This is a genomic window from Ruegeria sp. CDSA033 (genome assembly GCF_059612305.1).
Window position 1 is genome coordinate 48,679 of sequence record NZ_JBXWQI010000001.1, and the last position, 26,199, is coordinate 74,877.

Annotated in this window: 28 protein-coding genes and 1 tRNA gene; 10 read left to right on the forward strand and 19 right to left on the reverse strand. The window is 57.1% G+C overall.

The genetic code is table 11. From position 1 onward, the window contains the following. Nucleotides 1–4: 4 nt before the first annotated feature. Nucleotides 5–1,393 carry a diguanylate cyclase gene (locus AC2FLA_RS00280; RefSeq protein WP_496719602.1) on the reverse strand — a complete coding sequence of 463 codons (1,389 nt, stop codon included), beginning with the start codon at nucleotides 1,391–1,393 and terminating at the stop codon, nucleotides 5–7. An 87-nt stretch (nucleotides 1,394–1,480) separates the two neighbouring features. Between AC2FLA_RS00280 and AC2FLA_RS00285 the strand changes: the two genes are divergently transcribed. From AC2FLA_RS00285 to AC2FLA_RS00305, 5 genes are all read left to right on the forward strand, one after another. Further along, on the forward strand, nucleotides 1,481–1,762 hold the full coding sequence (locus tag AC2FLA_RS00285; RefSeq protein ID WP_496719604.1) for a DUF3572 domain-containing protein: 282 nt from the start codon (nucleotides 1,481–1,483) through the stop codon (nucleotides 1,760–1,762). A gap of 25 nt (nucleotides 1,763–1,787) precedes the next feature. After that, nucleotides 1,788–2,480, forward strand: coding sequence for an HAD family hydrolase (locus AC2FLA_RS00290; RefSeq protein WP_496719606.1), 693 nt, complete (start codon nucleotides 1,788–1,790; stop codon nucleotides 2,478–2,480). A gap of 120 nt (nucleotides 2,481–2,600) precedes the next feature. Beyond that, the gene (locus AC2FLA_RS00295; RefSeq protein WP_282119200.1) at nucleotides 2,601–4,160 is read left to right on the forward strand and encodes a trimethylamine methyltransferase family protein; all 1,560 of its coding nucleotides are present in this window, start codon (nucleotides 2,601–2,603) and stop codon (nucleotides 4,158–4,160) included. A 120-nt stretch (nucleotides 4,161–4,280) separates the two neighbouring features. Further along, complete coding sequence (locus AC2FLA_RS00300; RefSeq protein WP_496719608.1) at nucleotides 4,281–4,868, forward strand: heme NO-binding domain-containing protein; 588 nt, start codon at nucleotides 4,281–4,283, stop codon at nucleotides 4,866–4,868. Further along, nucleotides 4,865–5,875 carry a diguanylate cyclase domain-containing protein gene (locus tag AC2FLA_RS00305; RefSeq protein WP_496719610.1) on the forward strand — a complete coding sequence of 337 codons (1,011 nt, stop codon included), beginning with the start codon at nucleotides 4,865–4,867 and terminating at the stop codon, nucleotides 5,873–5,875. The genes AC2FLA_RS00300 and AC2FLA_RS00305 overlap by 4 nt, the downstream gene beginning before the upstream one ends. Before the next feature lie 31 nt (nucleotides 5,876–5,906). Here AC2FLA_RS00305 and AC2FLA_RS00310 read toward each other — a convergent pair whose 3' ends face one another. From AC2FLA_RS00310 to AC2FLA_RS00345, 8 genes are all read right to left on the reverse strand, one after another. After that, nucleotides 5,907–6,605, reverse strand: coding sequence for a CbiX/SirB N-terminal domain-containing protein (locus AC2FLA_RS00310; RefSeq protein ID WP_496719612.1), 699 nt, complete (start codon nucleotides 6,603–6,605; stop codon nucleotides 5,907–5,909). Nucleotides 6,606–6,675: 70 nt separating this feature from the next. Further along, nucleotides 6,676–7,608: an AEC family transporter gene (locus AC2FLA_RS00315; protein WP_496719614.1), complete on the reverse strand. Its 933-nt coding sequence runs from the start codon at nucleotides 7,606–7,608 to the stop codon at nucleotides 6,676–6,678. A gap of 63 nt (nucleotides 7,609–7,671) precedes the next feature. Continuing rightward, entirely contained in the window at nucleotides 7,672–8,469 is a 798-nt protein-coding gene (locus tag AC2FLA_RS00320) for an MBL fold metallo-hydrolase (protein WP_496719616.1), read from the reverse strand. After that, a complete protein-coding gene (locus tag AC2FLA_RS00325; protein WP_496719618.1) occupies nucleotides 8,466–9,272 on the reverse strand; it encodes a TatD family hydrolase in 807 nt (268 codons plus the stop codon). The genes AC2FLA_RS00320 and AC2FLA_RS00325 overlap by 4 nt, the downstream gene beginning before the upstream one ends. Beyond that, nucleotides 9,269–10,390, reverse strand: coding sequence for a DNA polymerase III subunit delta' (locus tag AC2FLA_RS00330; protein ID WP_496719620.1), 1,122 nt, complete (start codon nucleotides 10,388–10,390; stop codon nucleotides 9,269–9,271). Before AC2FLA_RS00330 ends, AC2FLA_RS00325 begins: the two co-directional genes overlap by 4 nt. Nucleotides 10,391–10,397: 7 nt before the next feature. Further along, nucleotides 10,398–11,024: a dTMP kinase gene (gene tmk / locus AC2FLA_RS00335; protein WP_496719621.1), complete on the reverse strand. Its 627-nt coding sequence runs from the start codon at nucleotides 11,022–11,024 to the stop codon at nucleotides 10,398–10,400. After that, nucleotides 11,021–12,187, reverse strand: a complete 1,167-nt coding sequence (locus tag AC2FLA_RS00340) for a D-alanyl-D-alanine carboxypeptidase family protein (protein ID WP_108861555.1) — start codon at nucleotides 12,185–12,187, stop codon at nucleotides 11,021–11,023. Before AC2FLA_RS00340 ends, tmk begins: the two co-directional genes overlap by 4 nt. 17 nt (nucleotides 12,188–12,204) lie before the next feature. Then, nucleotides 12,205–13,542 carry an SPOR domain-containing protein gene (locus AC2FLA_RS00345; RefSeq protein ID WP_496719623.1) on the reverse strand — a complete coding sequence of 446 codons (1,338 nt, stop codon included), beginning with the start codon at nucleotides 13,540–13,542 and terminating at the stop codon, nucleotides 12,205–12,207. A 202-nt stretch (nucleotides 13,543–13,744) separates the two neighbouring features. Between AC2FLA_RS00345 and AC2FLA_RS00350 the strand changes: the two genes are divergently transcribed. Further along, a tRNA-Ser gene (locus tag AC2FLA_RS00350) sits at nucleotides 13,745–13,834 on the forward strand. A gap of 375 nt (nucleotides 13,835–14,209) precedes the next feature. Here the strand turns inward: AC2FLA_RS00350 and AC2FLA_RS00355 are convergent. The 5 genes from AC2FLA_RS00355 to AC2FLA_RS00375 form a co-directional block, all read right to left on the reverse strand. Continuing rightward, nucleotides 14,210–14,812, reverse strand: coding sequence for a hypothetical protein (locus AC2FLA_RS00355; protein ID WP_496719625.1), 603 nt, complete (start codon nucleotides 14,810–14,812; stop codon nucleotides 14,210–14,212). A gap of 66 nt (nucleotides 14,813–14,878) precedes the next feature. Then, a complete protein-coding gene (locus AC2FLA_RS00360; RefSeq protein WP_496719627.1) occupies nucleotides 14,879–15,403 on the reverse strand; it encodes a recombinase family protein in 525 nt (174 codons plus the stop codon). After that, nucleotides 15,343–15,888: a recombinase family protein gene (locus AC2FLA_RS00365; RefSeq protein ID WP_496719629.1), complete on the reverse strand. Its 546-nt coding sequence runs from the start codon at nucleotides 15,886–15,888 to the stop codon at nucleotides 15,343–15,345. Before AC2FLA_RS00365 ends, AC2FLA_RS00360 begins: the two co-directional genes overlap by 61 nt. After that, complete coding sequence (locus AC2FLA_RS00370; protein ID WP_496719631.1) at nucleotides 15,885–16,301, reverse strand: DUF2924 domain-containing protein; 417 nt, start codon at nucleotides 16,299–16,301, stop codon at nucleotides 15,885–15,887. The genes AC2FLA_RS00365 and AC2FLA_RS00370 overlap by 4 nt, the downstream gene beginning before the upstream one ends. Then, on the reverse strand, nucleotides 16,298–16,528 hold the full coding sequence (locus tag AC2FLA_RS00375) for a DUF3489 domain-containing protein (protein WP_496719633.1): 231 nt from the start codon (nucleotides 16,526–16,528) through the stop codon (nucleotides 16,298–16,300). Before AC2FLA_RS00375 ends, AC2FLA_RS00370 begins: the two co-directional genes overlap by 4 nt. A 447-nt stretch (nucleotides 16,529–16,975) precedes the next feature. On the opposite strand from AC2FLA_RS00375, the gene AC2FLA_RS00380 reads away from it, so the two are divergent. Genes AC2FLA_RS00380 through terL form a run of 4 tightly spaced genes read left to right on the forward strand, consistent with a single transcriptional unit; the run spans nucleotide 16,976 to nucleotide 20,156 of the window. Continuing rightward, nucleotides 16,976–18,370 (forward strand): site-specific DNA-methyltransferase, encoded by a 1,395-nt coding sequence (locus AC2FLA_RS00380; protein WP_496719634.1) that lies wholly within the window; start codon nucleotides 16,976–16,978, stop codon nucleotides 18,368–18,370. Further along, nucleotides 18,363–18,797 (forward strand): DUF5681 domain-containing protein, encoded by a 435-nt coding sequence (locus AC2FLA_RS00385; RefSeq protein ID WP_271950126.1) that lies wholly within the window; start codon nucleotides 18,363–18,365, stop codon nucleotides 18,795–18,797. The genes AC2FLA_RS00380 and AC2FLA_RS00385 overlap by 8 nt, the downstream gene beginning before the upstream one ends. Continuing rightward, entirely contained in the window at nucleotides 18,784–19,809 is a 1,026-nt protein-coding gene (locus AC2FLA_RS00390) for a hypothetical protein (RefSeq protein WP_496719636.1), read from the forward strand. Before AC2FLA_RS00385 ends, AC2FLA_RS00390 begins: the two co-directional genes overlap by 14 nt. Next, nucleotides 19,806–20,156: a phage terminase large subunit gene (gene terL, locus AC2FLA_RS00395; RefSeq protein WP_496719638.1), complete on the forward strand. Its 351-nt coding sequence runs from the start codon at nucleotides 19,806–19,808 to the stop codon at nucleotides 20,154–20,156. The genes AC2FLA_RS00390 and terL overlap by 4 nt, the downstream gene beginning before the upstream one ends. A gap of 510 nt (nucleotides 20,157–20,666) precedes the next feature. On the opposite strand, the gene AC2FLA_RS00400 is transcribed toward terL, so the two are convergent. Genes AC2FLA_RS00400 through gntH form a run of 5 tightly spaced genes read right to left on the reverse strand, consistent with a single transcriptional unit; the run spans nucleotide 20,667 to nucleotide 26,195 of the window. Continuing rightward, the gene (locus AC2FLA_RS00400) at nucleotides 20,667–21,320 is read right to left on the reverse strand and encodes a DUF3299 domain-containing protein (protein ID WP_496719640.1); all 654 of its coding nucleotides are present in this window, start codon (nucleotides 21,318–21,320) and stop codon (nucleotides 20,667–20,669) included. An 18-nt stretch (nucleotides 21,321–21,338) separates the two neighbouring features. Further along, nucleotides 21,339–22,832, reverse strand: coding sequence for an ABC transporter permease (locus AC2FLA_RS00405; RefSeq protein WP_496719642.1), 1,494 nt, complete (start codon nucleotides 22,830–22,832; stop codon nucleotides 21,339–21,341). Continuing rightward, nucleotides 22,832–23,518, reverse strand: a complete 687-nt coding sequence (locus tag AC2FLA_RS00410; protein ID WP_496719643.1) for an ABC transporter ATP-binding protein — start codon at nucleotides 23,516–23,518, stop codon at nucleotides 22,832–22,834. Before AC2FLA_RS00410 ends, AC2FLA_RS00405 begins: the two co-directional genes overlap by 1 nt. 29 nt (nucleotides 23,519–23,547) lie before the next feature. Continuing rightward, entirely contained in the window at nucleotides 23,548–24,702 is a 1,155-nt protein-coding gene (locus tag AC2FLA_RS00415; protein WP_496719644.1) for an HlyD family secretion protein, read from the reverse strand. Nucleotides 24,703–24,740: 38 nt separating this feature from the next. Then, nucleotides 24,741–26,195, reverse strand: a complete 1,455-nt coding sequence (gene gntH, locus AC2FLA_RS00420; RefSeq protein WP_109312726.1) for a guanitoxin biosynthesis MBL fold metallo-hydrolase GntH — start codon at nucleotides 26,193–26,195, stop codon at nucleotides 24,741–24,743. Between the last annotated feature and the right edge of the window lie 4 nt (nucleotides 26,196–26,199).

Here is a 26,199-nt window from a genome sequence, read left to right on the forward strand (position 1 = left end):
GGTCTCAGGCAGCGCTCTGCCTGATCCTTACTTGATTGCGACCAGCCTTCTTGGCTGCATAAAGCGCAGTATCGGCGGATTTCAGCAACCGCTCCACCGGGTCACCAGGGGGCAGGGGCGGGATCGGCGCCGTAAGGCCGATGCTAATGGTGACAGGCACGGGGGCTGTGGTATCGGGCAGAGAAAATGGTGTCTTGCTGATACAGTCGCGCAGGGTTTTCGCCAGATCCATCGCCCCCGCCTGAGAGCTGTCAGGCAGGCCGATCATAAACTCCTCCCCCCCGATGCGCGCGACAAAACCCGCCGCGCCAACCGTGCGCTTCATGCGCTTTGCGGCCTCGGTCAAAACCTGGTCGCCGCTGACATGCCCAAAACGGTCGTTGATGGTTTTGAAATGATCCAGGTCTGCCAGCATGACAACAAAACCGTGACCGGTTTGCGATGGTTGTCGTGCCATCTGATCCATAGCTTGCATAGCATAACGGCGGTTGTGCAATCCGGTCAGCGGATCGACCCATGACTCGGCCAGCCCGCGCTTTAATGAGGCGCGCATCTGGTCCATTCGGGCCTTTCGCGCGATCTGGTTATCCAGATGCAGTTGAACTTCTTCGACGTAGAACCCCCCCATACAAACGGCGTCAGCGCCACGATCCAGCGCCTCGCTCGCCATTGTCGCATTTTCATCGGCCAAGACAGCGATCAATACGGTATGCCGAGTTGCCCCCCGTGACTTCAGATCCGCCAGCGTATTCAGGCCCGCGGCAGTCGTTCCTATTTCGACCAGAATCGCATCCGGCACCGGACCCGACAACAAGACGCGCATGTTCGAAGCTGCATGTGTGCTTATGCTGTGATGTGATCGCTCGGACAATGCGGTTTTCCACAATGTCCCGATCCGGGCGCTCTGGGTCAGTATGGCCACATGGGCCGATTTCGGCGGCATAATCAGCACAGTCGAGGGTTCTGCAAATCCGATTGGATGTGATCCGTCGCCCAGCTGAAGCTCTTGCGTATCGGCGCGCGCGCGCAGAAGGCTGCGAATTCGCGCCAGAAGCAGGGTGTCCTTGAACGGGGCCGCCAGCACGTCGTCCAACCCATCCGCCAATGCCTGCAATCTTGCCGCCTTGTCGTTCTGCGGGGCGATTGCAACGACCGGTACATCGGCCAATTCCGGGTTGGCCATCACCAGTCTTTTGACGTCCGCAGCCGAGCCATCGGGTAGCGTTTGTGCCACCAGCACCAGATCGGGGCGTGTGCGACTTAGCAGCCCGGCCAGCCCCTGCAGCTTTTCAGCCTGAACCACGTGATACCACGCGGCTGTCAGCTGAACTTTTAGCATAATGCGATTGGTCGAAGTCCCGTCGAGGACAAGAATGGTTCCCTGCACGGACATATCTGTCACCGTTGATTGCATGCGTTGCCAAAGTGTCTATGAGTCTAGTTAACAAACCCTTTCCAAGTGCATTTCCGAGGCCTCTTTATGCCGATCACCGCCCAATCCGCCGAAACGCTTGCCCTGAACGTCCTTGGCTGGCTGGTCGGGAATGACGAGTTGCTGCCGATTTTTCTGGGCTCGACGGGCGCATCCACCGAGGATCTGCGGGTTCGCGCATCAGAGTCGGAATTCCTGAGTTCGGTTCTTGAATTCTTGATGCTTGACGATTCGTGGGTGATCGCCTTTTGTGACGACAATTCCGTGCCCTATGACCTGCCGGGTCAGGCACGGGCTGTTTTGTCTGGTGGCGACGTTCACTGGACCTGATTCAATTCACTGACAGGAGCATGTAATGCCCATCGATGCGATCTTGTTCGACAAGGACGGAACACTGTTTGACTTTGCGGACACATGGGGTGGTTTCGGACGCAGCGTGTTGGAAAAGCTGTCAGATGGCGACCTAAAGCGGGCCGCCGAACTGGGCCAGGCCATCGGGTTTGATCCGGTTTCGGAAGAATATGCCGACGACAGCATCGTGATCGCGGGGACCGTCGAGGAGATCGCCGAAGTCCTTGCACCCTTTTTCCCGGATATGCCCAGCGATGAGCTGATTGACACTCTGAACACGGAATCGGCGATGGCGACACAGGCCCCGGCTGTTCCTCTGGTTCCCTTCCTGGATGCTTTGCGGCAGGCGGGCCTAAAACTGGGCGTGGCCACGAACGACGGGGAAATGCCTGCGCTGCAACATCTCGCCTCGGTCGGGATTCGCGACCACTTCGATTTTGTTGCTGGCTACGACAGCGGCCATGGGTTCAAACCCGGACCCGGGCAATTGATTGCCTTTGCGACCCATGTTGGTGTCGACCCGTCGCGTGTGGCGATGGTGGGGGACAGCCTTCATGATCTTCAGGCCGGGCGTGCGGCGGGAATGACCACAATTGGGGTGCTAACCGGGCTGGCCCCGGCGGAGGCGCTTGCGCCGATGGCAGATGTCGTGCTGCCGGACATCGGTCACATTCCCGCCTGGTTGGCAGAAAACTGATCCAGCTTCGGCTGAATTCGACTGTCCAAGTAATAAAACCGACAAACCTTGTCGCAGACAGAGCGGCCACTGGGTCGACTTCAGGGCTTGCTTGAAGAAAGCAAGTTCCGGAGGGATCCAATGGCTGACACACAGACTCGCAAACGGCGCGGAGGGGGACGGGCAGGTGCGGCAGCGCGCAGGGGCAGCGCGGTGATCGACCAAATGCCGTGGAACCCGCCGATCAATACCGACAAACCCACCGAACCGCTGGACCAAGCTGGAATCGAAGCGATCCACGAGGGGGCCATGCGCATCCTCGAAGAAATCGGGATCGAGTTCTACAACGAAGAAGCCCTTGGCATCCTGAAAGAGGCAGGCTGTACGATCAATGGCGACAACGTTCGCATGGGTCGTGACTTTGTGATGGAAATGGTGGCCAAAGCGCCATCAAAGTTCACGATCACGCCGCGAAATCCTGACAAGACGATTGAAGTTGGTGGCAAAACCCTGTTGTTCGGGAACGTGTCTTCTCCTCCGAACTACTGGGATCTTGAGATTGGTACCAAGGTGGCCGGAAATCGCGAGATGTGCCGGAATTTGCTGAAGCTGACGCAGTACTTCAACTGCATCCACTTTGCGGGGGGCTATCCGGTCGAGCCGGTCGATATCCACGCCAGCGTCCGACATCTGGACGTGCTCTATGACAAGCTGACGCTGACCGACAAGGCGATGCATGCCTATTCGCTGGGTAAGGAACGCGTTGAGGACGTGATGGAGATGGTGCGGATCGCTGGAGGTCACAGCCATGAAGAGTTCGAAGCGACCCCGCGGATGTATACCAACATCAACTCGACCTCACCGTTGAAACACGACCATCCGATGATTGACGGCTGCCTGCGTCTTGCGCGGCGCGGGCAAGCAATTGTCGTGACGCCGTTCACATTGGCCGGTGCGATGGCGCCGGTTACGATGGCCGGCGCGGTTGCGCAATCCCTGGCTGAGGCGCTGTGCGCAATTGCGCTGTTCCAATATGTCCGGCCGGGAATTCCCTGTGTTATCGGGACGTTCACCTCCAACGTTGACATGAAATCCGGCGCACCTGCATTTGGAACGCCCGAATATATGCGCTCAACCCAGATGACCGGCCAAATGGCAAGATACTATGGTTTGCCGATGCGGTCTTCGGGCGTGTGTGCGGCGAACGTACCCGATGGGCAAGCTGTTTGGGAGACGTCGAACTCACTTTGGGCTGCTGTGCAGTCGGGTACCAACATGGTGTATCATGCGGCTGGATGGCTTGAGGGCGGGCTGATTGCGAGCCCCGAAAAATTTATCATGGATTGCGAAATTCTGCAGCAAATCCAAAGGTATATGCAACCAGAAATTACAGCGACAGGCCCAGACGAAATCGCGCTGGATGCTATCAAGTCTGTCGGGAACGATGGCCATTTCTTTGGTATTCAACACACCCAGGACCGCTACACGACCGCATTCTACCAACCCTTCCTGAGCGATTGGAAAAACTATGAAGGTTGGGACGTGGCTGGCGGTATCTGGACCGCTGAGCGCGCCCACCACATGTTCAAGGAAATCGTAACCAGCTTTGAGCCCCCGCCGATAGATGACGGGATTCGCGAGGAGTTGGAGGACTTTGTTGCCCGCCGAAAGGCCGAGGGTGGCGCGCCGACGGATTTCTAATGTAACAACAGTGACTTCCAGATTGAGACTCTGTCGGATTGCCGTCAATACAACGTGTTTTTTGGCTATTTGTTAAGGATTATCTGTCCAGATTGGGGCGTAACCAATTTGGGGCATCTCATGCATGGTCTGATCAATCGGGCAATACAATCATTTGTTTGCGCGACATATGGACAACCCTGCTGGCTGCGGGTGACCGAGGCTGCGGGCCTGGGTTTTGCCGAGTTTGAGGCAATGCTGCTTTATGACGATGCCATGACCGCGCAGGTTTTGGACGCGCTATGTGCTGACCTGAATCGCCCACGGGCCGAGATACTGGAGGATCTTGGAACCTATCTGGTGTCGCACCCCAATATGGAAGATTTGCGCCGACTGCTTCGGTTCGGTGGTGTGACGTATGCCGAGTTTCTGCACTCACTGGATGACTTGTCAGATCGCGCCCGACTTGCGGTTTCCGATCTGCGCCTGCCGATGCTGGAACTGCGCGAGGTGTCACCAGCAGAATATCATCTGCACTGCTATCCTGGCCTGCCGGGATATTCCAGCGTGATGGTGGGCGTATTGCGGGCAATTGCGGATGACTATGGTGCATTGGCCATGCTGTCGCATGAAGGGTCGCAGGGCGACGCCGAGGTCATCACGATTGTCCTTGTGGAAAGTGCCTTTGCCGAAGGGCGTCAGTTCGATCTTGGGGCGCGCAAGTCATGATGCAAGCTTCTGAACTCTCAGCCCTTTTGGACACATTGTGCCCCATGTTCGTGATGGTGGACGACAATGGAAGGATCGTAAACGCGGGACCAACGCTGCAAAAGCTTCGCCCGGACCATCCGATGCGGGGTCGCGGCTTTCTGGACGTTTTTGAACTGGTAAGACCACGAGCAGTGACAACGATTTCCGCGCTGCTTTCTCTGACCGGTTGCAAGGTGCATCTGAAGTTTCACGACGAACCCCGGACCGCGCTGACGGGGCTGATCGCGCCTTTGCCAAAAGGGAACGGAGCGATCATCAACCTGTCCTTCGGGATTTCGATACTGGACGCCGTTCGTGACTATGCCCTGACTAGCGCGGATTTCTCTGGCACGGATCTGGCGATCGAACTGCTGTATCTTGTTGAGGCGAAAACAGCTGCGATGGAGGCATCGCGCTCACTGAACCTGCGATTGCAGGGAGCTATGCTGGCCGCTGAAGAACAGGCGGTGACAGACATGTTGACGGGGTTAAAAAACCGCCGCGCGATGGATGTGGTTCTTGGCCACCTGATCTCGGGTAATTCCGTCTTCGCGCTTATGCATTTGGACCTGGATTTCTTCAAAAGTGTCAACGACCACCTTGGCCATGCGGCGGGGGACTTTGTGTTGCAACAGGCCGCGCGCATTATGGAGGAAGAGACACGAAATGAAGACACGGTCGCCCGGATCGGTGGTGATGAGTTTGTCATAATTTTCAAAGGTCTGGTCGACGAAAGTGTCCTGTCTGACATAGCAGGGCGCCTGATCAGCAGGCTATGCCAGCCCATGATGTTTCAGGGTGCTCCGTGCAAGATTTCAGCAAGCATCGGAACGGCACTGTCCACGCAGTTCGGCACGCCGGATGCGGCAGAGCTGCTGAATGCAGCGGATCAGGCGCTGTACGAGGCAAAGCGGCAGGGGCGGTCGCGGCATTGTCTGTACTCGGCACTTGCGGCTACTGGGCTGAAGCCGGCCAGTTCGCAATGACTTCTGATTCCGCGCGGGGCGGGTATTTAAGTTAACCCAGCGCAAAAGCCCGTGTCAGAGCCCCCGCAATATGGCGCTTGATCGGGGGAAGCTCTCCGACAACCGGCATCAAGTGGCCTTTGAACCGCGCTCGCTCCAGTTCCTGCGGCACGTCTTCCAAAACATGCCCGCCGGTGCAGGCAAAGAAGGGCAAGCACAGAGATTGATCGCCAGCCCCGGTCGCGGCTTCTGTAATGGACGGGGCCTCTTCCACAAAACCGACGCGGATGGATTGGAAGGTCATGCACCGGGCCAGTTCTCTGGAAAACTCAATGGCGACAGCTGATGGATTGCGGCTGCGGCCCGATCCATGTGCCGCCAGAACCAGATCCGTTTTGTCCGCGTCCCACCCCTTGCCCAACAGCGTATCCTGCAACGCGCCCGCAGCCAAAGCGGGGAGTTTAGGGTCAACGCCCAGCGGGTCCAGAATTTGGATGTCTCTATCACCCAGACGCTTGGGCAGTGCGCTCGTCACAAACCACCCCTTGGCCATGAAAAGGGGATAGATGACAGTGCCGTCGGGCAATTCATCCAAACGAGCCTCCAGCATTCCAGGCGCAGCAAGCGTAGCTGAATGAACGCTGACGCCATCGCAATACGCATCGACCTCTGCCGCATAGGAAGCTAGCGCCGCTTCGGCAGGGGTCGGGTCTGAGGGTTGGCCGTGGGCGACGATAAGGGCGTGCGGCATTTAGGGGTATCCTGTGGCTTTTCAGTTAGGTGTGTCCGGCTGGTGCAAAGTCAATCCGTGGGACGTCACGCTATCCCAATAATGTCAGCCAAAGCCAGACTGTCAGGATCGAGACGCCGGTTCCGACCAGAACGGACGAGGCCGCGACCCGTTTTGCCCGTCCGTACATATTGGCAAAGATGTAAGCATTAAAACCGGGCGCCATCGCTGCCGTCAGCACGCCCGAGCGGAACAGGTCCTGCGGCAGACCAACTGTTGAGCCGAATAACCAGATAAGACTGGGATGCAGCATCAGTGATATTGCGCAGACAAAGGCGATGGCGCGCAGGTCACCTTCAGGCTTGTATTTTACCAGCACTCCGCCAAGCGCGAACAGCGCCCCGGGCAGGGCGGCGCGGGTCACAAGGCCCAGCGCTTCGTCCACGACCGCAGGTATGCCGATACCTGACAGGTTCACGGCAAAACCCAGCGCGATGCCAAGGATCAGTGCGTTGCGGAACATGGCCGACAAGATGGATTTGACCATGCGGGGGCCACCTTGGCCGCGATTTCGAATAACCTCCATCACCGTGATGCCAACGCCGTAGCAAAAGGGTGAATGGAAGGCGATGATCGCATAGTTGCCGGTCAGGTTTTCGGGGCCATATGCGCGTTCGGTAATTGGCAGTCCCAAAAGGACAGAGTTCGAGAACAGACAGCAAAACCCGATGGCAACGCAATCTTCCCAATCCCGGCCAAAGATCAACCGTGCTCCGAACAGACCAGCAGTGAAACACAGGCCAGCTGCTGAATAGAAGCTGACCAGAAGCCGGGGATCAAAACTAGCACTTAGATCCAGATGCGAGATTGCAAGGAACAGAAGGCATGGGATTGCAAAGCCCTGGGTGAACTTCATCAACCCATCGATGTGAATTTCCTTGAAGTACCCCAACCGTGTCGAGGCATAACCTGCTCCGATCACAAGGAAAACCGGTAGAATGACGTCGATCAGACTTTGAAGCATGGCACCGCTTTGCAGGCTGGGCCGACGCAAAATTTCTGCGTCCCAGGTCGGTTGCGTGGGATCTTAAAGCGCCTGATGGATCACCATTCCGTCATAGGCTGGGGTGATGTTGTCGGCGGTTTCCGCATCAACCGTGGCATAGTCCAGATCGATATGCATGTTGGTCAGAACCGCGCGCTTGGGGTTCAGTTGTTCGATCCAGCCCAGGGTCCTTTCCAGATGCGCATGGGTCGGGTGAGGTTTCCGACGTAGCGCGTCGATGACCAGGCAATCCAACCCTTCCATCATCGGCCAGGCCTCTTCGTAGATTTCCGCCACATCCGGCAGGTACGCTAGGTTGCCCATCCGGAAACCAAGCGAGTCGATCGAGCCGTGGTTGACCTTGAATGGCTGGAACGGGATCGGGCCGCCGGGGCCGTCCACCTCGAACGGGCCGTCGATGGACTTCAGGTCAAGGATCGGCGGGTAGGGTGAACCTTCGGGCTGGACAAAGGCGTAACCGAACCGTCCCAGCAAGGCGTTCTGCGTGTCGCCATCAGCCCACACGGGCACGCGCTCGCGCATATTGAACACGATCATACGCAGGTCATCAATGCCGTGGACGTGATCGGCGTGCGAATGGGTGTAGATCACCCCATCCAGACGTCCGGTTCCGCTATCGAGCAATTGGCTGCGCATGTCGGGGGAGGTGTCGATCAGCACCGAGGTTGTACCGTCCGTGCCGTCCCGTTCCACCAGCATCGAACAGCGGCGACGGATGTTTTTGGGGTTCTGGGGATCGCAGTCGCCCCAATGCCCGCCCAGCCGGGGGACGCCGCCGGATGATCCGCAGCCAAGGATGGTGCATCGCAATTCGGTCATGCAGCCGCCTTGTAGGTCGCTGCTTTGGTGAACAACCGGTCAAAATTTGCCTGCGTATGGGCAGCAAAATCGACGTAATCCATCCCAAACACCTCGGCCCCTTTGCGCGCTGTGTGGGCGGTATAGGCGGGCTCGTTCCGCTTGCCGCGATACGGGGGTGGGGCCAGGTATGGCGCGTCGGTTTCAACAAGGATGCGGTCAACCGGGGCCCTGGCAAAGATATCGCGCAGCTCCTGGCTTTTGGGGAAGGCCGCGATGCCGGACATCGACAAATAGAACCCCAACTCAAGGGCGGCTTTGGCCAGTTCGGCAGAAGATGAAAAGCAGTGCATCACGCAGGAATAGGGCGCGTTGCGGTGTTCCTCGGCCAGAATGCGTGCCATGTCGTCATCGGCGGCACGGGCGTGAATGATCAAAGGCAGGCCAGTGCGTTGAGCGGCCTCAATATGCACCCGCAAGGATTGCTTCTGCACTGCTGCGCTGTCGGCGGTATAGTGATAATCCAGCCCGGTTTCGCCGATACCTACAAATTTGGGGTGCCGGGACAAGGCGACGAGTTCATCGACCGATGCCATCGGTTCATCAGCGGCACTCATCGGGTGGGTGCCGGCAGCGTAGAAGACAGGCGCGTGGGCCTCGGCGATGGCGCGGACGGTTGGTTCGTTCCGCAAGCGCGTGCAGATGGTCACCATGCGGGTCACACCGGCTTCGGTTGCGTTTGTGATGATTTGATCCAGCTGACCTTCGAAATCGGGGAAGTCCAGATGGCAATGGCTGTCGGTGATTTCGGGCGTATTGCTCATCTGCTCTGACCGGCGGTTTCCTGTATCTTGAACACCGTATCTAGGACCAGAGCGGCAGGGTCAAGGTTCACCGCCTGCCCATGACGCGCACGTGCGGTGATCACCGCGGCGACCTCCGCCCATTTGCGGGCCTGCTGCGGTGAGGCCGACAGGCGGGCAAGTGTCTCTGCCTCGTTCGGAGCGGCTTCGGGCATCGGGGCCACGCCGGTTGCACCGGTCAGCGCAAGCCGGGACAGGGCGACGTCGATCAACGTCAGTAACAGTTCAAACCGCTCGGACGCGCCACGTTGGGCAGCAGCCTCGGCCAAGGCCAGCGCGCGCTGGCGGTCCATGCGGGGCAGGGTGCCCAGAATGGCGATCAGCTCGGCGTAAATCTCAAGCCCGCCCAGGTTTATCAGGCGCACCGCATCACCCACGGACCCGGCAGCCAGTGCAGCCAAATGATCCGCCTGTCCCGGCATTTCTGTGCCGGTCTGCATCAGCGCGGCTTCCATATTCTCAGATCCCAGCGGAGACAGGCGCAGTGTCCGGCACCGCGACCGGATTGTCGGCAACAGACGCGACGGCTGGTGCGAGATCAGCAGCAGGGTGGTGCGGGCCGGGGGCTCCTCGAGCATTTTCAACAGCGCGTTGGCGGCGCTGACATTCATCTCATCCGCGGCATCCACAATCACAACGCGGCGACCACCGTCAGTCGAGGAAAGGCCGAAGAACTTGCCAAGCTTGCGGATATCATCAACCACAATCTCATTACGCAACCGCCCCTGATCGTTCAGAGATCTGGTAATTGCGGCCAAGCCGGGCTCGGCCCCGGCCTGAATACGGTGCGCGACGGGGTGTTCAGGATCGATCTCAAGGCTACCGGGCGGTGGCGGTCCACCAAATAGCCCGTCATCCTCGGTAGGAGGTGTTGCCAGTAGAAACCGCGCGATCCGCCAGGCCAGCGTCGCCTTGCCAACGCCATGTGGACCAGTAATCAACCAGCCATGGTGCAGACGCTCAGAGGTATAGGCACTCAGAAAAGCCTGTTCCGCCGCGTCCTGACCAAACAGGCGCAGTGTCTCGCGCGGGTGTGGGGCACCGGGTGCCTGATCCGGGGTTGGGGTGTCGTCGCTCATCTACCGTCTATCGCAAAGCCTGCAGAACGATATCTGTCACATCCTGTGCAACACTGTCCATGTCCCGGTTGCCATCAACCACGCGGAAACGGTCGGAATACTCATCCGCAAGGGCCAGAAACCCTGCACGCATCTGTTGTTGCAGATCCAGCCCGAAATCTTCGAACCGTTCTTCTGTTCCCTGACGCCCCTTGGCGCGGGACAGCCCGGTTTCGGGATCCATGTCAATCAAAACGGTCATGTCGGGTTCGCGCCCGATCATCAGGTCGTGCAATTGATCGACCAATCCCCGCAGATCGCCGCGCGACAGGCCCTGATACATGCGGGTGCTGTCGGCGAAGCGGTCGCAGATCACGACTTTGCCTTCGGCCAGCGCTGGCCTGATCGTGCGTTCCAAATGATCCCGGCGGGCGGCCGTAAACAGCAGGATTTCCGTCTCTGCAGACCAGCGATCCGGGTCACCTTCCAGAACAAGGCTTCGGATCTCTTCAGCGCCTGCAGATCCTCCGGGCTCGCGGGTCAGAACTACATCGTAACCGAGGCCACGCAAATGTTCGACAAGCATGCGTGCTTGCGATGACTTTCCAGACCCGTCAATGCCTTCGAAGGTCAGAAACAACCCTGCCTTCGTCACATCGCCTCCAGCGGATTGCCGATAACGTCTTCCAGAACAATACCACCAACGGTTTTCATGCGCACGACAAAGCCGCCCACAGGCACGTCTTTGGCCGCGAACAGTGGGCGACGGATTTCGGGCAATCCTTCGGGTGTGATCACCAGCTCAGCCAGTTTCTGCCCCTTTTCCACAGGCGCGTTGATCGGGCCTTCATAGACGACCTCAGCTTTGACATCCTTGTCATTGAGAACTGGGAACAACAAGGTCAGATCCCCTTCGGGCACCAGCCCAACAGTCTTTTCTGCGCCCATCCAGATCTGGGCTTCGGCTATCGGCGTTTCGGCGTCGGCAATGGTCCTCTCGACAAAATTGCGAAACGACCAGTTAACCACGGCCTCAGCCTCCTCTGCGCGACGGGCGGTGCTATCGAGGCCAGTCAGGACAAAGACAACCCGACGGTCGCCTTGCTTGGCCGAGCCGACAAGGCCGTAACCCGCCTCTTGCGTATGCCCAGTTTTCAGGCCGTCGGCCCCGATCCCCAGTTTCAGCAGCGGATTGCGGTTACGTTTGTTCGACGGCGCACGGCCATCAAACTCAAACTCTTCTTCTGCGAACAGTGGGTAGTATTCCGGAAAGTCGCTGATCAGCCGGTTGGCCAATACGGCAAGGTCATGGACCGACATCATGTGGCCCGCCGCCGGCCATCCGTTCGAGTTGGCGAAGTTCGAGTTGTCCATGCCCATCTGCTTGGCGCGCTGTGTCATGTAGCGGGCAAACCCGGCCTCGGTCCCATCGGGGCTTAGCGCCTCGGCAATCACCACACATGCGTCGTTACCAGACAAAACGATGATGCCACGCAGCAGATCTTCGACGCTGACACGATCCTGCGTGTTCAGGAACATGGTCGACCCACCATAGCTCATGGCGTGTTCCGACACGGGCAGGGTTTCCCCCAGGGTCAGGCGGCCATCGCGCAGCGCCTCAAACGCGACGTAGAGCGTCATCAGTTTGGACATCGACGCAGGCGGCAGCGGCTGGTCTGCTTCTTTCGACAGCAGAACCGTTCCGGTCGTCTGATCGATCACATAGGCCGCGCGGGCGGTTGTGTCGAAAGCGTGGGCGGGCAGGGCAAACAGCGCCAGCCCGAGGGTCAAAACAGATGATCGCAGTGAGGACAGCACGGGGGGCCTCCTTTGTTTCAGTTTTTGACGGTGAACGCGTCGTTAAAGCCCAGGTCTTTGACATCGCGCTGCATGGCATTGCGTTCCGAGCGCGACGTGGCTGGGCCGACCAGGACCCTCCAGACCGTTTTGCCGTCCGAGGTTAGTTCTCGCACCTCGGCAGGCATTCCGTTGCGGCGGATCTTGTTGGCAGCGCTATTGGCGTTGGTTTCAACCCCGAAAGTGCCAACCTGGACGAACGGTTTTGACAAGGACGATACCGAAGCCGCCGTGGCTGCCGATGCGTCCGCGGTTGTGGCAGAGAGGGTTCCGGCCGGTGTGGGTTCTGCCGCGTCAATCGCCGCAGCCGCGCCCGCGATCGGGTCCAGCGGCGTTTCGGTGATTTCATCGGGCTTTTTCTTTTGCCACCATTTACGTTTGGCCGGTTGCTCAGTCGGGGGGGTAACCTCTGGGTCCACCAGTGAAGCCGATGATGTTGCTTCTGCCGTCGTTTCGACCACCTCAGTCGCTGTGTCGGTCGCCGTATCGGTCGCGGCATCAGCGGCCACGGCCGCCGTGGCTGGTTTCTTGCGCTGCCACCATTTGGGCTTGGCCGGTACTTCAGTCTCTGTGACGGTTTCGACCGCCTCGGCGGTTGTTTCGGCTGCTGTGTCGGTTGCCGTGTCGGTCGCGGCATCTGCGGCTACAGCAGCCGCAGTCGCGGCACCGGCCGCAGCAGGTTTTTTGCGTTGCCACCACTTGAGCTTGGCTGGCTGTTCAGCTTCTGCAGCCTCATTTTCGGCGATGTCGGTCTTGGGTTCATCCGCTGCCGCGGTTTGCGTTTCTTCGACAGGGGTCTCTTCAGCTGTGGGCTTTTCTTCGACCGGCTCAGGTTTCGGCTCGGGCGCTTTGCGACGCAGGGCGACGACATCAACCTGTGTAGGCGCGCCAGCCAGAATGCCCAGTTTTTCGGCCGCAGCAGAGGAAAGTTGCAGTTCGGGGCCCGGCAGGTTTCTTTCGCGACGGAACAACGCGGCGGTGATCGTTTTGTTGTTCTTGGGGTTTTTGACGCGTACACGCTCGGGCTGTGTCACGTCCGGATGAGCAACCCATATGCCGCCCAATGACGGACGGCCGTCCCATAGTCCGGGCTCAGACAACTGAAACACCTCGGGTGCTTCGACATCATCTTTCGGGCTACCGGCGGGTACAGGGAAAAGGTCGGTCCGACCGTCTGATGCGGTTTCAGAGCTTTGGGTATCTGCCGAGACATTTTCGGGGGAAAGCGCCTCATCGCAACCAGCTAAAACCACGGACATAACGGCCAAAGCCGCTAACGCTCGCGGATGTGCGCGTGTCTCTGTCGCTCGCTTCATCTTGTCATCCCTTGCCTGATTGGGCCTCGTTTCCCGAGACCCGCCGCCGATTGCTGGTTCTGTATTGCCAGCCTGCTTCGGTCTTTCCTGCGGATCATAACGCGGCCAAAGTGTCATGGAAAGACCGCAGCAGGCGCTTCGGCAAGAATTCCCTATTTGGTCTTGCCACCGGTTCGCGATGGCCTTAGACCCTGCCCCACGCGGGGAGGTGGCAGAGTGGTCGAATGCGGCGGTCTTGAAAACCGTTGAACGTGAGAGCGTTCCCAGGGTTCGAATCCCTGTCTCCCCGCCACTCATACCTGTCTCACTTCAGTTGTATTTTCTGACCCGGAATTGTGCCGCAATTCCCGCGCGTTGGCGCGTGCGCTTTCAATCAGAGACGGAGCAGACCGTACACTCGGAGCACGATTCAAGCCTCAGTCTCAGTGCCACATTTTGGCGGGGTCGCTTTGGGCCAGATTTCCCTGATACCCGGCAGTTTACAGGGAATTTTCGTTAGATGGGTCGAGAACCCAGAGCTTCACATGCCAGAACTGTCTGTTTTTCAGAGGCTTATGATGCAAATTCCCTAAGAGGTGGAACGGGGAGTTTTCTCGCGGGAACAGGGAATTGTGCCGACGGATCAGGGAGGGCGAACCCTGTATCAGGGACGCAGGATCTGGAGCTATCAAAAGCCGAACTGGCGTTGCTGTTCGGTCCAGTCAAGTGGGTGGGTAACGCTGACCAGACTCCTGAGTGTGAGTTCGGGCGGCTGGGTGCCGTCGAGAATCGCGGCCTGAATCTTCGGTGAGAGAAAGGCGAGCTGAGCACGGGTACGGATGAAGGCGCCAGGGACGCTTTCGCTGCGTGCAATCTCCATCAGTTGAACTCCGGCTTTCAGATCACGGGCCCAGCCATGGGCGCGGATCAGCATGGACCGGAGATGGGGATCGGGTTGGGGTGCCATGTCTCCGGCGATGACCTTGGCCTCGACACCGCGGCGGCGCAGATCGAAGGGTGCGGTGACGTGGGTGAGATCCGAGTGCAGATGGTCTGCAGCAATGCCAAGTGCGCATGTCAGAGTTTTGGGGTTCAATTCGAGGTCGATCTGTCCTCGTGCAATTCTGCCGTTGGCCAGAATATCAGCGCCAACCTGACCGGTTTGGCATTGAAGCCGGGTTACTAAATCCGCAACTGAAGTCTGAACTGCCTCCGCTGATCCGGCCTCCGGCTGCGCCAGTACCTGGTGCGCGGCGGCGGCGTCTTGCAGATGTCTGACGATGACATCCATGACTGCGTTTTCCAGCGCAGGGCCAGGCAGTCGCCAGCCGGAGATATCCTTGCCACCCGAGATCAGTCAGTTGGAAGCATAGTAGCGCAACCGTCGGCCTTTGCGTGAGGTGTGGGTTGGCGTCAACCGATTACCTGTTTCATTCTGCAGCAGACCGGTGAGCCAGGCGCCGGGGTCATTGGAACGTTGGCACGTATCGGGTGTAGGGTCTGCACAGGATCGCTGCGACGCTTGGCGCATTTTTTCCTGCACCCGGTCCCAGATGTCCTGGTCGATGATCGCAGGGTGTTGTGCGTCCCAGATCTTATCCTTGTGCCGGATTTTCCCGAGGTAAACCGGGTTGCGCAACAGGTAATAGATCTGACCGCGTGACAGCGGACAATTCCCTTTCACTCTTCCATCCGCCCGAACAACCCGTTTTGACCGCAGCCCTTCTGCCGTTGCCCGTTCTTCTACTTTGCGCAGGCAACCCAGCTCGTCATAAAGATCAAAGAGATGTCGAACCGTTCGGGCCTCATCTTCCTTCACCACTAGCGTTCTTGCTTTGGCATCGGGGTGGCGATCATAGCCGAGAGGCAGGTTGCCGCCCATCCAAAGCCCCTTTTCTTGGACGCCGCGATTTTATCGCGAATACGTTCGGCGGTGACTTCCCGCTCAAACTGAGCAAAGGACAACAGTACGTTCAGGGTCAACCGGCCCATGGAAGATGAGGTATTGAAGGCCTGTGTGACGGACACAAAAGAACAGTTCGCCTGTTCCAGCCGTTCGACCAGCTTGGAGAAATCGGCAAGCGACCGGGTCAGTCGGTCGATCTTGTAGACCACAACCATGTCGATGCGCCCGGCATCGATCTCTTCAAGAAGGCGCTGAAGGGCAGGGCGCTCTAGGGTGCCGCCCGACAGGCCACCGTCATCGTAACGCTCGGCCAATAGGATCCAGCCTTCATGTCGCTGGCTGGTGACATAGGCTGCGCAGGCTTCGTATTGCGCGTCCAGCGAATTAAAGTCCTGATCCAGACCATCTTCTGAGGACTTGCGCGTGTAGATGGCGCATCGGATTTTACGGCGCGGGCTCATTTGGCCCCCTTGCCGGTGAGCCCAAAGAAACGCGGACCTGACCAATGCGCACCGGTAATTTCTCGGGCGATGGCCGAGAGAGAGCGATAGGACCGACTGTTCCAGACAAAGCAATCCTCTGTAACGTCGACTACATGGGTCACGCCATTCCACTCGCGCAGCAGGCGCCCGCCGGGTTTAAGGGCAGGGCAGGCAGGCCGGGGTTTCTTCTCAGAGCCCTTTTCCAGCGTGGCTTTGACCTGCCGGGATAGCCCGCCATGACGGCGGGACTGCATCTCAAAGGCGATAAAACGGCGCAGGAAGGGTTGGCTGAGCATGGCGGGTGCGGGTTGATCAAACAGTTGTTGCCAAAGCGTGACCAGATCCGATCGCCCCATGGCGGCCAGATCGGCAATTTCGCCAGTCTTCGTCATGACTCTTCTCCTGTTCCCACCGTCAGGTGATAGGTGGAAGAACCATCTGGTTTGTCGGATGCCCGCCTTTCAATTGTGACGCCTTTTTTCCGCAGACCGCTTAGAGCCGCTCGGACCGAATGAGGCTGCCACCCCGTTGCTTTGCAGAGCGCCTCAAGGCTGGCGCCGCTCGGGCGACGCAACAAAGCTTGCACCTTGTCAATTTTAGTTTGCTTCCGCTTGGGCATGAACTGTCTCCTCTAATCTTGGGTCGGCGAGATACGGAACCCCTGTACCGAGGAGCGCCCGAATGGCTCGGGCGTGGGTTCAGTGATGCGTGGTTCATAGCAACAGTCCAGCTCTTTCTGGAGCAGCCTCAGGAGGGGTGTGTTTTGCAGGGCGCTGCTGCCGTACCCCCGATTATTAGTCAACAATCTTAATTGGTTACTTTTGTTTTGGGGGTTGCATCCTGTATTGATGAAACCTACATTTTGTTCAATCGCCCGGACTATCAGGGCGAGAAACTGCTCCCGCAGGCAGCACTCATTGGAAACACAGGTTTCCGCAGAGAGCATTCAAAGGAGCAACGTCTCGGATCGATTGGTCCGGGGAGTTGCGATTTGTGCTCTCTCCGATTTTCCAACGCGATCCCTCCATCTCGGCGTCCACATGGCGCCAAGCAAAAGGAGGCGAACATGCCTGCCAAGAAACCACAGAGCGACGCCAAGGCGTCCAACACGCCGATCTGGATGGCGGACAAAGTCGTCCAATCTCAGATCAGCCAGATCAAGCCCTACGCCAACAACAACCGCGTACATGCGGCCAAGAACATCGACAAACTGAAGGCTTCGGTGGCCCAGTTTGGCTTTGTCACTCCGATCCTTTTGGATGGTTCGGGCACAATCATTGCGGGTCATGGCCGCTATGAAGCCGCCAAGGCTCTGGGGTTGAAGTCTGTGCCGACAGTTGTCGCGGATCACTTGTCTGAAGCGGAAGTGCGCGCTCTGCGCATTGCGGATAACAAGTTGGCGGAATTGTCAGACTGGAACGAAGCGGCGCTGCAGATCGAGTTTGCCGAGCTGATGGATCTCAGCCTTGATGGCGAGCTGGACTTTGATCTGGGCATCACCGGGTTCGAAACACCTGAGATCGACATTATCATCGACGGCACGGGCGAGGTCACGGAGACTGAAGCGGAATCTGTTGAGACGCCGAACCCTGCGGCACCCGTAATCACGCAGCCGGGCGACCTCTGGGTTCTCGGAGATCATCGCATCTTCTGCGGGAATGCCTTGCAATCCCAGAGCTACGAACTCTTGCTGGAAGGCGAGACCCCGCAGACGGTCTTCACCGACCCTCCTTACAATGTGCCGGTGAATGGGCATGTCCGCTGTGGCACCGGTGGCGATCATCGCGAGTTTGCCATGGCGTCAGGAGAAATGTCTGACGGCGAGTTCCGTGGCTTTCTCTCGGACGTGAACAACCGGCTGTTTGACTGCTTGCCGGGCGGGGGCATCGCGATGATCTGCATGGACTGGCGTCACATTGAAGAGTTGATTGCGGCCGGCAAGGCAGGTGGATTGGACCTCATCAATCTCTGCGTCTGGAACAAGACGAACGGAGGCATGGGCAGCCTTTACCGCTCCAAGCACGAGCTGGTTGCGATCTTCAAGAAGCCAGGTGCGTCGCATATCAACAATGTCGAACTGGGCAAACATGGGCGCAACCGGACCAATGTCTGGGATTATGCGGGTGTGAACAGCTTTGGGGCAGGACGCGAAGCGGATCTCGCTGATCATCCCACGGTGAAGCCGACAGCTTTGGTGGCAGATGCCATGATGGATGTAAGTCATCGCGGCGATGTCGTGCTGGACGTTTTTGGCGGGTCCGGCGCGACCTTGCTGGCAGCTGAGAAAACCGGGCGCCGGGCGCGGCTCATTGAGCTTGACCCTGTTTACGTCGATGTCGCCATCCACCGTTGGCAGGAGATGACCGGTGAAAGCGCGGTGCATGCTGTCACGGGGCAAACGTTCGATACGCGTTCTGCAGCCAACGACGCCACTTCAGAGCAGGAGGTGGATCATGTCTGACGATACGAAAGAGTATGAGGTGGGCTACGGCAAGCCGCCCAAAGCGACCCAATTCAAGAAAGGCCGCTCCGGCAATCCGAAGGGACGACCAAAAGGTGCCAAAGGGGTGAATGCTAGCTTGAAACGCGAACTGGAAGCCAAGATCACCGTCCGCGAAGGCAACAACGAAGCTCGGATTTCCAAGGCGGAGGCAATTGCAAAGCGGCTCACGGCCGGTGCGTTGAAGGGCGACACGAAATTGCTAATGGCGCTTCTCAAGGTCGACGCTGATCTGTTCGGCGGTCCAGATGATGGGAGCGAACAGGCTGGCTCTGAAGTGAATGGGCCGGAGGCAGTTGACTATGACATCCTCCGGGATTTCTTTTCCAGCCAACTGGACGGTGACGGTGGTCCGGAAAACGAGGAGGCGGAAGATGACGACTCCTGATCCAAAAATGGTCCTGCAAGCCGCTCGCGAGGTTTGCCGGGACAATTTCTTTCCTTTCGTGTGGCGTGTGTTTGACACGCTGCACCAAGGGACTGACCGCAGCTTTGATCCGGCTTGGCATGTGCGTGCCATGTGCCATGAGTTGGACAATGTCCGCCAAGGCGAAAACAAGCGGCTGATCATCAACATCCCGCCACGTTGCCTGAAATCGGTCACCGTGGCCGTTGCATATGTCGCTTATCTTCTGGGGCACTCACCCAGCGCCAAGATTATTGTTGCCAGCTACGGGCTGGATTTGGCGCGCAAGCATTCTGAAGATTGTCGTCGGATCATGTCCGCGCGCTGGTACCGGGAAATGTTCCCTGAAACGGTTTTGGCCCAAAAGGGCAACTCCTCAGAAGAAATCCGCACCACAAAGGGAGGCAGTCGCAAGGCTGTCTCCATCGGCAGTTCTGTTACTGGCCATGGCGCTGATTACATCATCATCGATGACCTGCTGAAAGCTGGTGATGCGGGTTCCGAAGCCGAGCTGGTCAAGGCACAGGAGTTCATTGAGGGGACCTTGCTGTCGCGCTTTGACAACCCGGCCGAAGGGCGTGTGGTTATGGTTGCACAACGGTTGCACGAGATGGATCCGCCAAGCTACCTGCTTGAACGCGGTACCTATCGGCACCTGAATCTGTCTGCCATCGCCGAAGAATATGAGACGGTGCCTCTTGGGCGTGGAATGGCCATGCACCGCAAACCGGGTGATCTCCTTTGCCCGTCGCGCCTGGATCAGCCAACGCTGGATACCAAGCGCCGTGAAATGGGCGCAGCCGTGTTCAATTGCCAGTATCAGCAGAACCCGATTGCACCAGACGGATCGCCCCTTCGCTGGGAGTGGTTCAGTATTTATGAGACCATCGAAAATCGTCGCTGGTTCCAACTGGTGGTTCAAAGCTGGGATACGGGCATGTCAGCGGATCCCCGGTCCGACTTCTCGGCCTTTGGGATCCGAATCGTGTTTTGATCGAAGATGCGGCCTCCGGTAAACCGCTTCTGGACGAGCTGTTTCGTGATGACCGTCGGCGCTACGAACGCATTAAACCCGACAAGGACAAGGAAACCCGGTTCCAGTCCGCTTGCGGTCCTGTCGAAGAGGGCAAGGTGTATCTGCCTGCAGACGCACCCTGGCTGCCGGTATTCAAACGAGAGCTTCAGTCCTTTCCACGCGGGCGTAACGACGATCAGGTGGATAGCTTTGCGCATTTTCTGAACTGGTCCAAGGGACTGGGGTTCTACCGGGCATTGGGTCGCGACCACCGGATCAACATCGAACGTCGGGAGCGTAATCGAGAGAGGGTCAGGCGACGGTAGAACCTCAGCGTCAAGCTTGAAAACTCGTTGAATAGTGCTGGGAGGGCCGATGTCGGACCAATCCTGAGAGCGGCCCCAATGACCGCTCGCAACCACAAACCAGTCTCATCGCTAATGCTGTCGGATGACGGCTTCGAGCCCAAACTAACGGATGCTGCGACACGCACGAAAGGCGGCTTACAAGTGCGGTATGCGATTCGATTAAGAACTCTGATCAATAAGTCAAAGAGACAACATGATCGATCAAGAGCAATGAAAAAGAGTTCTCGCCACTTATGATAAGCTGATTAACCAGCGAGGGTTGCCGGGTGTACTTGTTAAACCCATGCGCGCGGATTGGTGTGGACACAAAATGGCGGATCGTGACAAAAAAAATCGCCGAATTGATCATCAAGGAGCTTCAGAAGAGATTTGCAGCGTCACATCTGCACGAACCAAAGATTCTGATACAGGGTTCGGTGCAAAGATGTATCCCGGTGAAGCCAAAGAACGGACCTCTAGTCTGACTGATCAGTCATAGATTTCTACCGACAGCGCATCCATCGCATATGAGGTTTCGATATTGGCCTGGCCGTCCACGTAATTGAGTGACTGGGACCTGCTCTGTGCCCGCATTTCCCCGCTTATCCAAACTGGCTTATATAACTCGTCAATTTCGAAGCCTTGTTCGTATCGCACATAGACCATCTGATTGGCGGGAGGTGGTGGTGTGTGGATGCAGGCTCCAACTGTCGGAACCAGAAGGAATTCGACCGCCTTCTGGTCGACAATATCCAGGGGAAGGAGATAGCCGGGAAGACGCACGTTCTCCCCCAAAAGGTCAAGGTTCGGTTCGCGCGCGGCAATCAACCGTTGGTTCATCACAATTTCGCGTTGTTCAAACAACCAATCTGGGTCAAGGCCTTGAGATACGAGGTCTTCGCGGATCTGAACCGCTTCGGCGCGCTTCTCGTCATCCGCAGTGTCCGCATGCAGAACCTCAATCCGATAAAGCATGGCCAACGAATTGATCTGAGAATATTCTAAGGTGGCAAATGGATCGTGGTAAGGCCGCTCTTCAGGAAGGAGATCCTGCCAACGTATGTTGCGCGGATCCGCTGCTAGAAGAGGCCCCGCAATCGCAAGGGCGAATAAGATATTCAGAAAATGCGTAATGGTCTTCATTTCAGCGGGTCCTCTTTTTCAAAGCCGCACCGACAATCCGTCTGATAGCGTCATACGGTACACCCTTAACGCAGGTATAATACTGGCAAGAAGACCAGAGCAGAAAACGATGGCTATGAGAAGAACCTCGCGAAAACTCGGCAGGCCAACACCGATGCGAAGCCCAAAATTTGCGGCAAGAACCGGATCTATCACGAGCGTGAGAGCGCTGAGTGCGATTACTCCAAGCACGATGCCGGCCGACAACAATAAAACGGCTTCAAGCAAGATCAGGGAAAAGACGCCGGCTGGAGTTGCGCCCACGGATCGAAGGATCGCAAATTCACGCCGCCGGTTGTCGAGCGAAGCAGACAACATGACCACCATGCCGATCATTCCAGCCACTGCCACAGCGCCTGCCATCAGACGCAGCGCGGTCTCGGCCGTACTGGTAATCGACCAAAGCTGCAACAGCGCAACATTAGGAAGAACAGCAGTCAGTGCCTCGTCGCGATGGTCTGCCAGTTGCCGTTGAACTGAAAGCACCGCCGTCTTCTCCTCAAGCCCGGCAAAAATCGCGTTGATGGTCCTCGGTTCATGATCATGGCCACCGTGATCGTGCTCGCCAGAGGTCCTGACAGCTTCCGCCTCGTCTTCATGGTCGCTTTCGTGGGCATGACTGTCGTCATGTTCCTGATGCCCTTCTTCGTGCTCGTCAGGCTCGCCGTGCTCCGCATAGTCATCGTTTTGTCCATGGCCGTCGCCGTGATCCACATGCCCGTCCGCAAATTCGCTGTCTGCGTGATCTTCGCTATGGGAATGCGCGGTGTGATGGTCTTCGTGTTCTTCGGCGACCTCAGGTGCATCGATCAAACCGAATGGGTCCGCAACCTCTGACGCAGGTTCTTCGTGCAAGGCGTCAAACCCCTCGAGCGAGACAAAAACCATTCTGTCGACGGCCGTCCCGGTATACCCCAGCACGCCGGTCACTGTGAAAGGCGCTTCGTCGTGAACATCAAAGGCGACTTCCCCTGAGCCATGGGCATTCACGATTTCAGTGCCTGACGTGTACCCGAAAGCCTGAGCAACTTTTGCTCCAATCACTGCGCCATCTGGAGACTTAAAGGGAACACCTTCAGCAAATATCAGTTGCTGGCCGCCACTATGACGAAAGTGGTCAAAATATTGCTCGGACGTACCAATCACTGGATATCCACGGTGGTTGTCACCCATCATAATCGGCACTGTCCAGCTTACTTGAGGCAAATCTTCGATCATCTCGTAGCTGTCCCAGCTGATACCAGCGCCTGTTGTGCCGACACCAAAAACCGTTGCCATCAGGATCTGCACATCGTTTCCGCGTGCCGCAATGATCAGATCGATCCCTGATGCAGAATTGGCAAAACCCGCTCGTGCCTCTGTTCGCAGTCGTTCAACCCCAACAATCAAAGCCACGCTCAAGGCAATGCTAAGAACAGTCAACGCAGCGATAAAGCGGCGATTGAGAAGGCTTTTCAAACAAAGGTTGAACATCACGTTTTGCCCGCGTTCAGCTTCGGCAAGTCAACGCTCCGATCGAAGTGTTTTTCCAGGCTGCGATCATGGCTCACAAATAGCAAACTCGCCCCTGATGCTTTGCATTCCTTCAACAACAACTGGACAAACGAGCCTTTTGCGTCCTCATCCAAAGCCGAGGTGGGTTCATCCGCCAACACAACTTCGGGCGCTCCAATCAACGCCCGCGCCGCCGCAACGCGTTGTTGCTGCCCAACACTCAGTGCGCTGGCAGGTCGATTGATCAGCTCAGCATCCTCGAGACCCAGCTCACTTAGCAACCATGTTGCGGTAGCTTTGGGGTCTGGCCCCGACCGATTGCGCCGTTGCGCTGAAAACCGGCAGGGCAGCAACGTGTTTTCAAGCGCACTGAGCCAAGGCAAGAGATTAAAGACCTGGAAAACAATCCCCAAATGATCCACGCGAAAACGGTCACGATCACCTCCGGCCAAAGCCCCGACATCCGTGCCTGCAACGCGAACCGCGCTTTGCGGTACATCGATCACGCCAGCAATTGCCGAGAGCAACGTGGTCTTTCCGCTGCCACTGGGCCCTCTCATAAACACGCTTTCCCCGGCCTCAAGATCGAAGCTATCGACTGAGAGAACCGGGTCAGGTTGTCCGGGCCACCGAAACACCAAGGATTTGAGTTCGACAGTTTTCATTGATGACACAGATGCTTTGGCTTGGTTTTTCAAAGATAATTGAGCTTTTTAGTGATCCAGAAAAGGATCTCTGCCAAAACACCAATGGCTCCGGCTTTGTCTGTCTTGACCAAAGCTGTTCCTGACGTTCCAAATTGCAAGGAATTACTGTCTACATCTGCAGGTAGTTCAACCAATACGATGTAGCTGGATATCCCGGTTAGTTCCCGCAATGAGGGAAGGCCTGATCTTAGATCAACAGTACCTTCGACAGTTCCGACCGGAAAATCGGAAATACGGCCGGTACTTTCTCCACCGGGTTCCGTTCTAAATGCCAGCCGGATTTCGTCACCGACCGAAACATTGGCACGACTGGATTGGGGAAGAGTAGCAATTACTGCAAAGTCTCCGGGTTCGACAAAAGTTATTGCCCCTTGTAGCGGAGTGGCGCGGTTACCTGGCCGTAGTGATACAGCCGTGACAACGCCGTTTCCCGGCGCTTTTACAACTGTTTGCTCTAAATCCCAAAGAGCTTGCGCAAGTGTCTGCTCGGCCTCCACAACACCTGCGTCACGCCCGTCGATCTTCGCGGCGATACGCCGCTCAAGGCTTGTCTTCCGGGCTTCTGCTGCGCGGATATTCGCGGTCAACTGGTCGATGGTTGAGACAGCTTCTTGCAGTTGGAACGTGGTTGATGCCCCGCGTTCTTCCAAACGGATGATGTCATCACGACGCTGAATTCCGAAAGTCAGCTGAGCAGTCAAGGATTCAATCTCGGCCTCGGCAGCTGATAAATCTGATACCAGTTGGTCGGCAGATGACTTTGCAGTTTCCAAGACAGCTTCGAGCCGGGAAACCTCGGCTTTGAAAACCTCATTATCTATCCGAAATAGGGTCTCGCCCTTTGCGACTTCCTGGTTTGGCTCCACAACGACTTCTGTAACCGTGCCCGCCACGTTCGGAGCAATATTCGTTGAAACACCCTGAATGGATACCGGGCCAGTCGGAGTTGTGTGGTTCAGCGCACCGATGACCACCAGAGCGATAACAGCGGCTACACCGTAAACCAGAGTTTTCCAGAATCCATTCCAGGGGAGAAGGTGAAACTTGGAAAAGACCAGCCAGACTATTCCAAAGTAGAGGCCAAGTACGATTAACAAGACTTCATTCCTTCGTGATGTTTCCAGAAAAGCTCGAACGACCACCCGAACTTACGAGTGATCGCCCTGTTTGTCATGATGACTTAGTTGTCACCTTGCTCTTCCAACACTTTGCGGTTGGCTTCACGATGGCGCCACGCCGCGCCCATACTCTCTTTTAGGTTTTCGGGAAGCGCTTCCAGAGGAACAACAAGATCGTCATCAACTGGCCACTCGGTCAGCAGCTCAGGATGATATCCCTCGGGATAGTACAGCTTAGGATCGATCTCCATATCGCGCACGTAGGGTTCTTGAATGTCTTCGCGCCGATGGGGTGGCTTCGGCACGATCAACTGACCATTGCTAAAGTCAAACTGCGGCGCACGTGAGTTTGGAAACTCGGGCAATATGCCTTCGCGAACCCATATCTGATCTTTGGTGACGTTCACAACGATCCCGTCAGGCGCTCCAAAGTGATAGGGGCCTTTCCAGTGCTCTCGGATTTCCGCCACGGTTTCCTCGATCTGATAGGGGTCATAGCTCATGTGAGTGTTCATCAAAAGCCTGGGTTGCACCAGGTTGGCAATGTAGCCGGCCGCATAGCTGGGCGTGTGATGGGTATCGACGGTATAACGCCCCAGGAAAGGCGGCACGCCTTGAACTCCGGAGGAGATTTCGATGATTTCCTGCTGCTGTTCTGTGACGAAGACGTCACAGCCTTTGGCAAAAGGAATATCGATCATGTTGGGTCGACCGTCACCTGTCCAGATAAAGCACATGCCATTCCAGTCCATCCGGTATCCGGACGCACCGTCCTTGGCATGGCTTCTTTGCCAGTGTGTGACTTTGACCCCGTCTTCATCATAGATCACGCCACCATTGTCACGGAAATCAAATTCGTTGACTTCGATGTCCCAACCTTTGCCAACGGGAAAGACGCTGAACGCATCCCGGTGCCAGCCGGTCATCATTTTCATGCCTTCTACCATCGTTGCAGTGCCGTACTCCTTGGTGCGGCCGGATGGGCCATGGACCGTCAGCTGCTCGTGCCATCCACCTGCCCAGGTTCCGAACATCCACAGGTACGGCAACCCACCAAAGTGGTCTACGTGCAGGTGCGTGATGAATACATCGGTAATTTCATTCAGTGCATATCCACTGGCAATGATGTTCGCTGGTGAGCCCTCACCAATGTCAAACATGAATATCTTACCGTTACCCAGCTCAACAAGAATCGCCGTGTTCATTTGCCCAGGGCGAATGAACGGAGCAGATCCCATGAAGATAATTCTCATCTCGTTGGGCTGTACATCTTCGGTGCGTGGGAACCAGTTTGCCGCACTTTTCAACCACGGTTGAGGAGAGATGCCCTCAAAGGTCAGACCCTCTTTCCAACGCCCCATTGGGACGCCGCCAGTCAGTGCAGCCTCAATATCTTCTTGGGATGAGGGCTCCTGTACCGGAGGAGCCTGTCCGAACGCATTTGTGGCGAACAATGTCGCTGCGACGGCGAGTGCGCTGAGTGACTTAATTGACTTCCTCTGTCTGTCTTGCAGCATGTTT

Coding starts and splice junctions, on each gene's coding strand:
- AC2FLA_RS00360 (WP_496719627.1), bottom strand. CDS start 15,403: ATGGGCGGCAACCTGCCTCTCGGCTATGATCGCCACCCCGATGCCAAA.
- AC2FLA_RS00295 (WP_282119200.1), top strand. CDS start 2,601: ATGGCTGACACACAGACTCGCAAACGGCGCGGAGGGGGACGGGCAGGT.
- AC2FLA_RS00290 (WP_496719606.1), top strand. CDS start 1,788: ATGCCCATCGATGCGATCTTGTTCGACAAGGACGGAACACTGTTTGAC.
- AC2FLA_RS00370 (WP_496719631.1), bottom strand. CDS start 16,301: ATGACGAAGACTGGCGAAATTGCCGATCTGGCCGCCATGGGGCGATCG.
- AC2FLA_RS00385 (WP_271950126.1), top strand. CDS start 18,363: ATGTCTGACGATACGAAAGAGTATGAGGTGGGCTACGGCAAGCCGCCC.
- AC2FLA_RS00400 (WP_496719640.1), bottom strand. CDS start 21,320: ATGAAGACCATTACGCATTTTCTGAATATCTTATTCGCCCTTGCGATT.
- AC2FLA_RS00330 (WP_496719620.1), bottom strand. CDS start 10,390: ATGAGCGACGACACCCCAACCCCGGATCAGGCACCCGGTGCCCCACAC.
- AC2FLA_RS00345 (WP_496719623.1), bottom strand. CDS start 13,542: ATGAAGCGAGCGACAGAGACACGCGCACATCCGCGAGCGTTAGCGGCT.
- AC2FLA_RS00375 (WP_496719633.1), bottom strand. CDS start 16,528: ATGCCCAAGCGGAAGCAAACTAAAATTGACAAGGTGCAAGCTTTGTTG.
- AC2FLA_RS00365 (WP_496719629.1), bottom strand. CDS start 15,888: ATGAGCCCGCGCCGTAAAATCCGATGCGCCATCTACACGCGCAAGTCC.
- AC2FLA_RS00305 (WP_496719610.1), top strand. CDS start 4,865: ATGATGCAAGCTTCTGAACTCTCAGCCCTTTTGGACACATTGTGCCCC.
- AC2FLA_RS00325 (WP_496719618.1), bottom strand. CDS start 9,272: ATGAGCAATACGCCCGAAATCACCGACAGCCATTGCCATCTGGACTTC.
- AC2FLA_RS00380 (WP_496719634.1), top strand. CDS start 16,976: ATGCCTGCCAAGAAACCACAGAGCGACGCCAAGGCGTCCAACACGCCG.
- AC2FLA_RS00410 (WP_496719643.1), bottom strand. CDS start 23,518: ATGAAAACTGTCGAACTCAAATCCTTGGTGTTTCGGTGGCCCGGACAA.
- AC2FLA_RS00300 (WP_496719608.1), top strand. CDS start 4,281: ATGCATGGTCTGATCAATCGGGCAATACAATCATTTGTTTGCGCGACA.
- AC2FLA_RS00285 (WP_496719604.1), top strand. CDS start 1,481: ATGCCGATCACCGCCCAATCCGCCGAAACGCTTGCCCTGAACGTCCTT.
- AC2FLA_RS00390 (WP_496719636.1), top strand. CDS start 18,784: ATGACGACTCCTGATCCAAAAATGGTCCTGCAAGCCGCTCGCGAGGTT.
- AC2FLA_RS00355 (WP_496719625.1), bottom strand. CDS start 14,812: ATGGATGTCATCGTCAGACATCTGCAAGACGCCGCCGCCGCGCACCAG.
- AC2FLA_RS00405 (WP_496719642.1), bottom strand. CDS start 22,832: ATGTTCAACCTTTGTTTGAAAAGCCTTCTCAATCGCCGCTTTATCGCT.
- AC2FLA_RS00320 (WP_496719616.1), bottom strand. CDS start 8,469: ATGACCGAATTGCGATGCACCATCCTTGGCTGCGGATCATCCGGCGGC.
- AC2FLA_RS00310 (WP_496719612.1), bottom strand. CDS start 6,605: ATGCCGCACGCCCTTATCGTCGCCCACGGCCAACCCTCAGACCCGACC.
- gntH (WP_109312726.1), bottom strand. CDS start 26,195: ATGCTGCAAGACAGACAGAGGAAGTCAATTAAGTCACTCAGCGCACTC.
- AC2FLA_RS00315 (WP_496719614.1), bottom strand. CDS start 7,608: ATGCTTCAAAGTCTGATCGACGTCATTCTACCGGTTTTCCTTGTGATC.
- AC2FLA_RS00280 (WP_496719602.1), bottom strand. CDS start 1,393: ATGTCCGTGCAGGGAACCATTCTTGTCCTCGACGGGACTTCGACCAAT.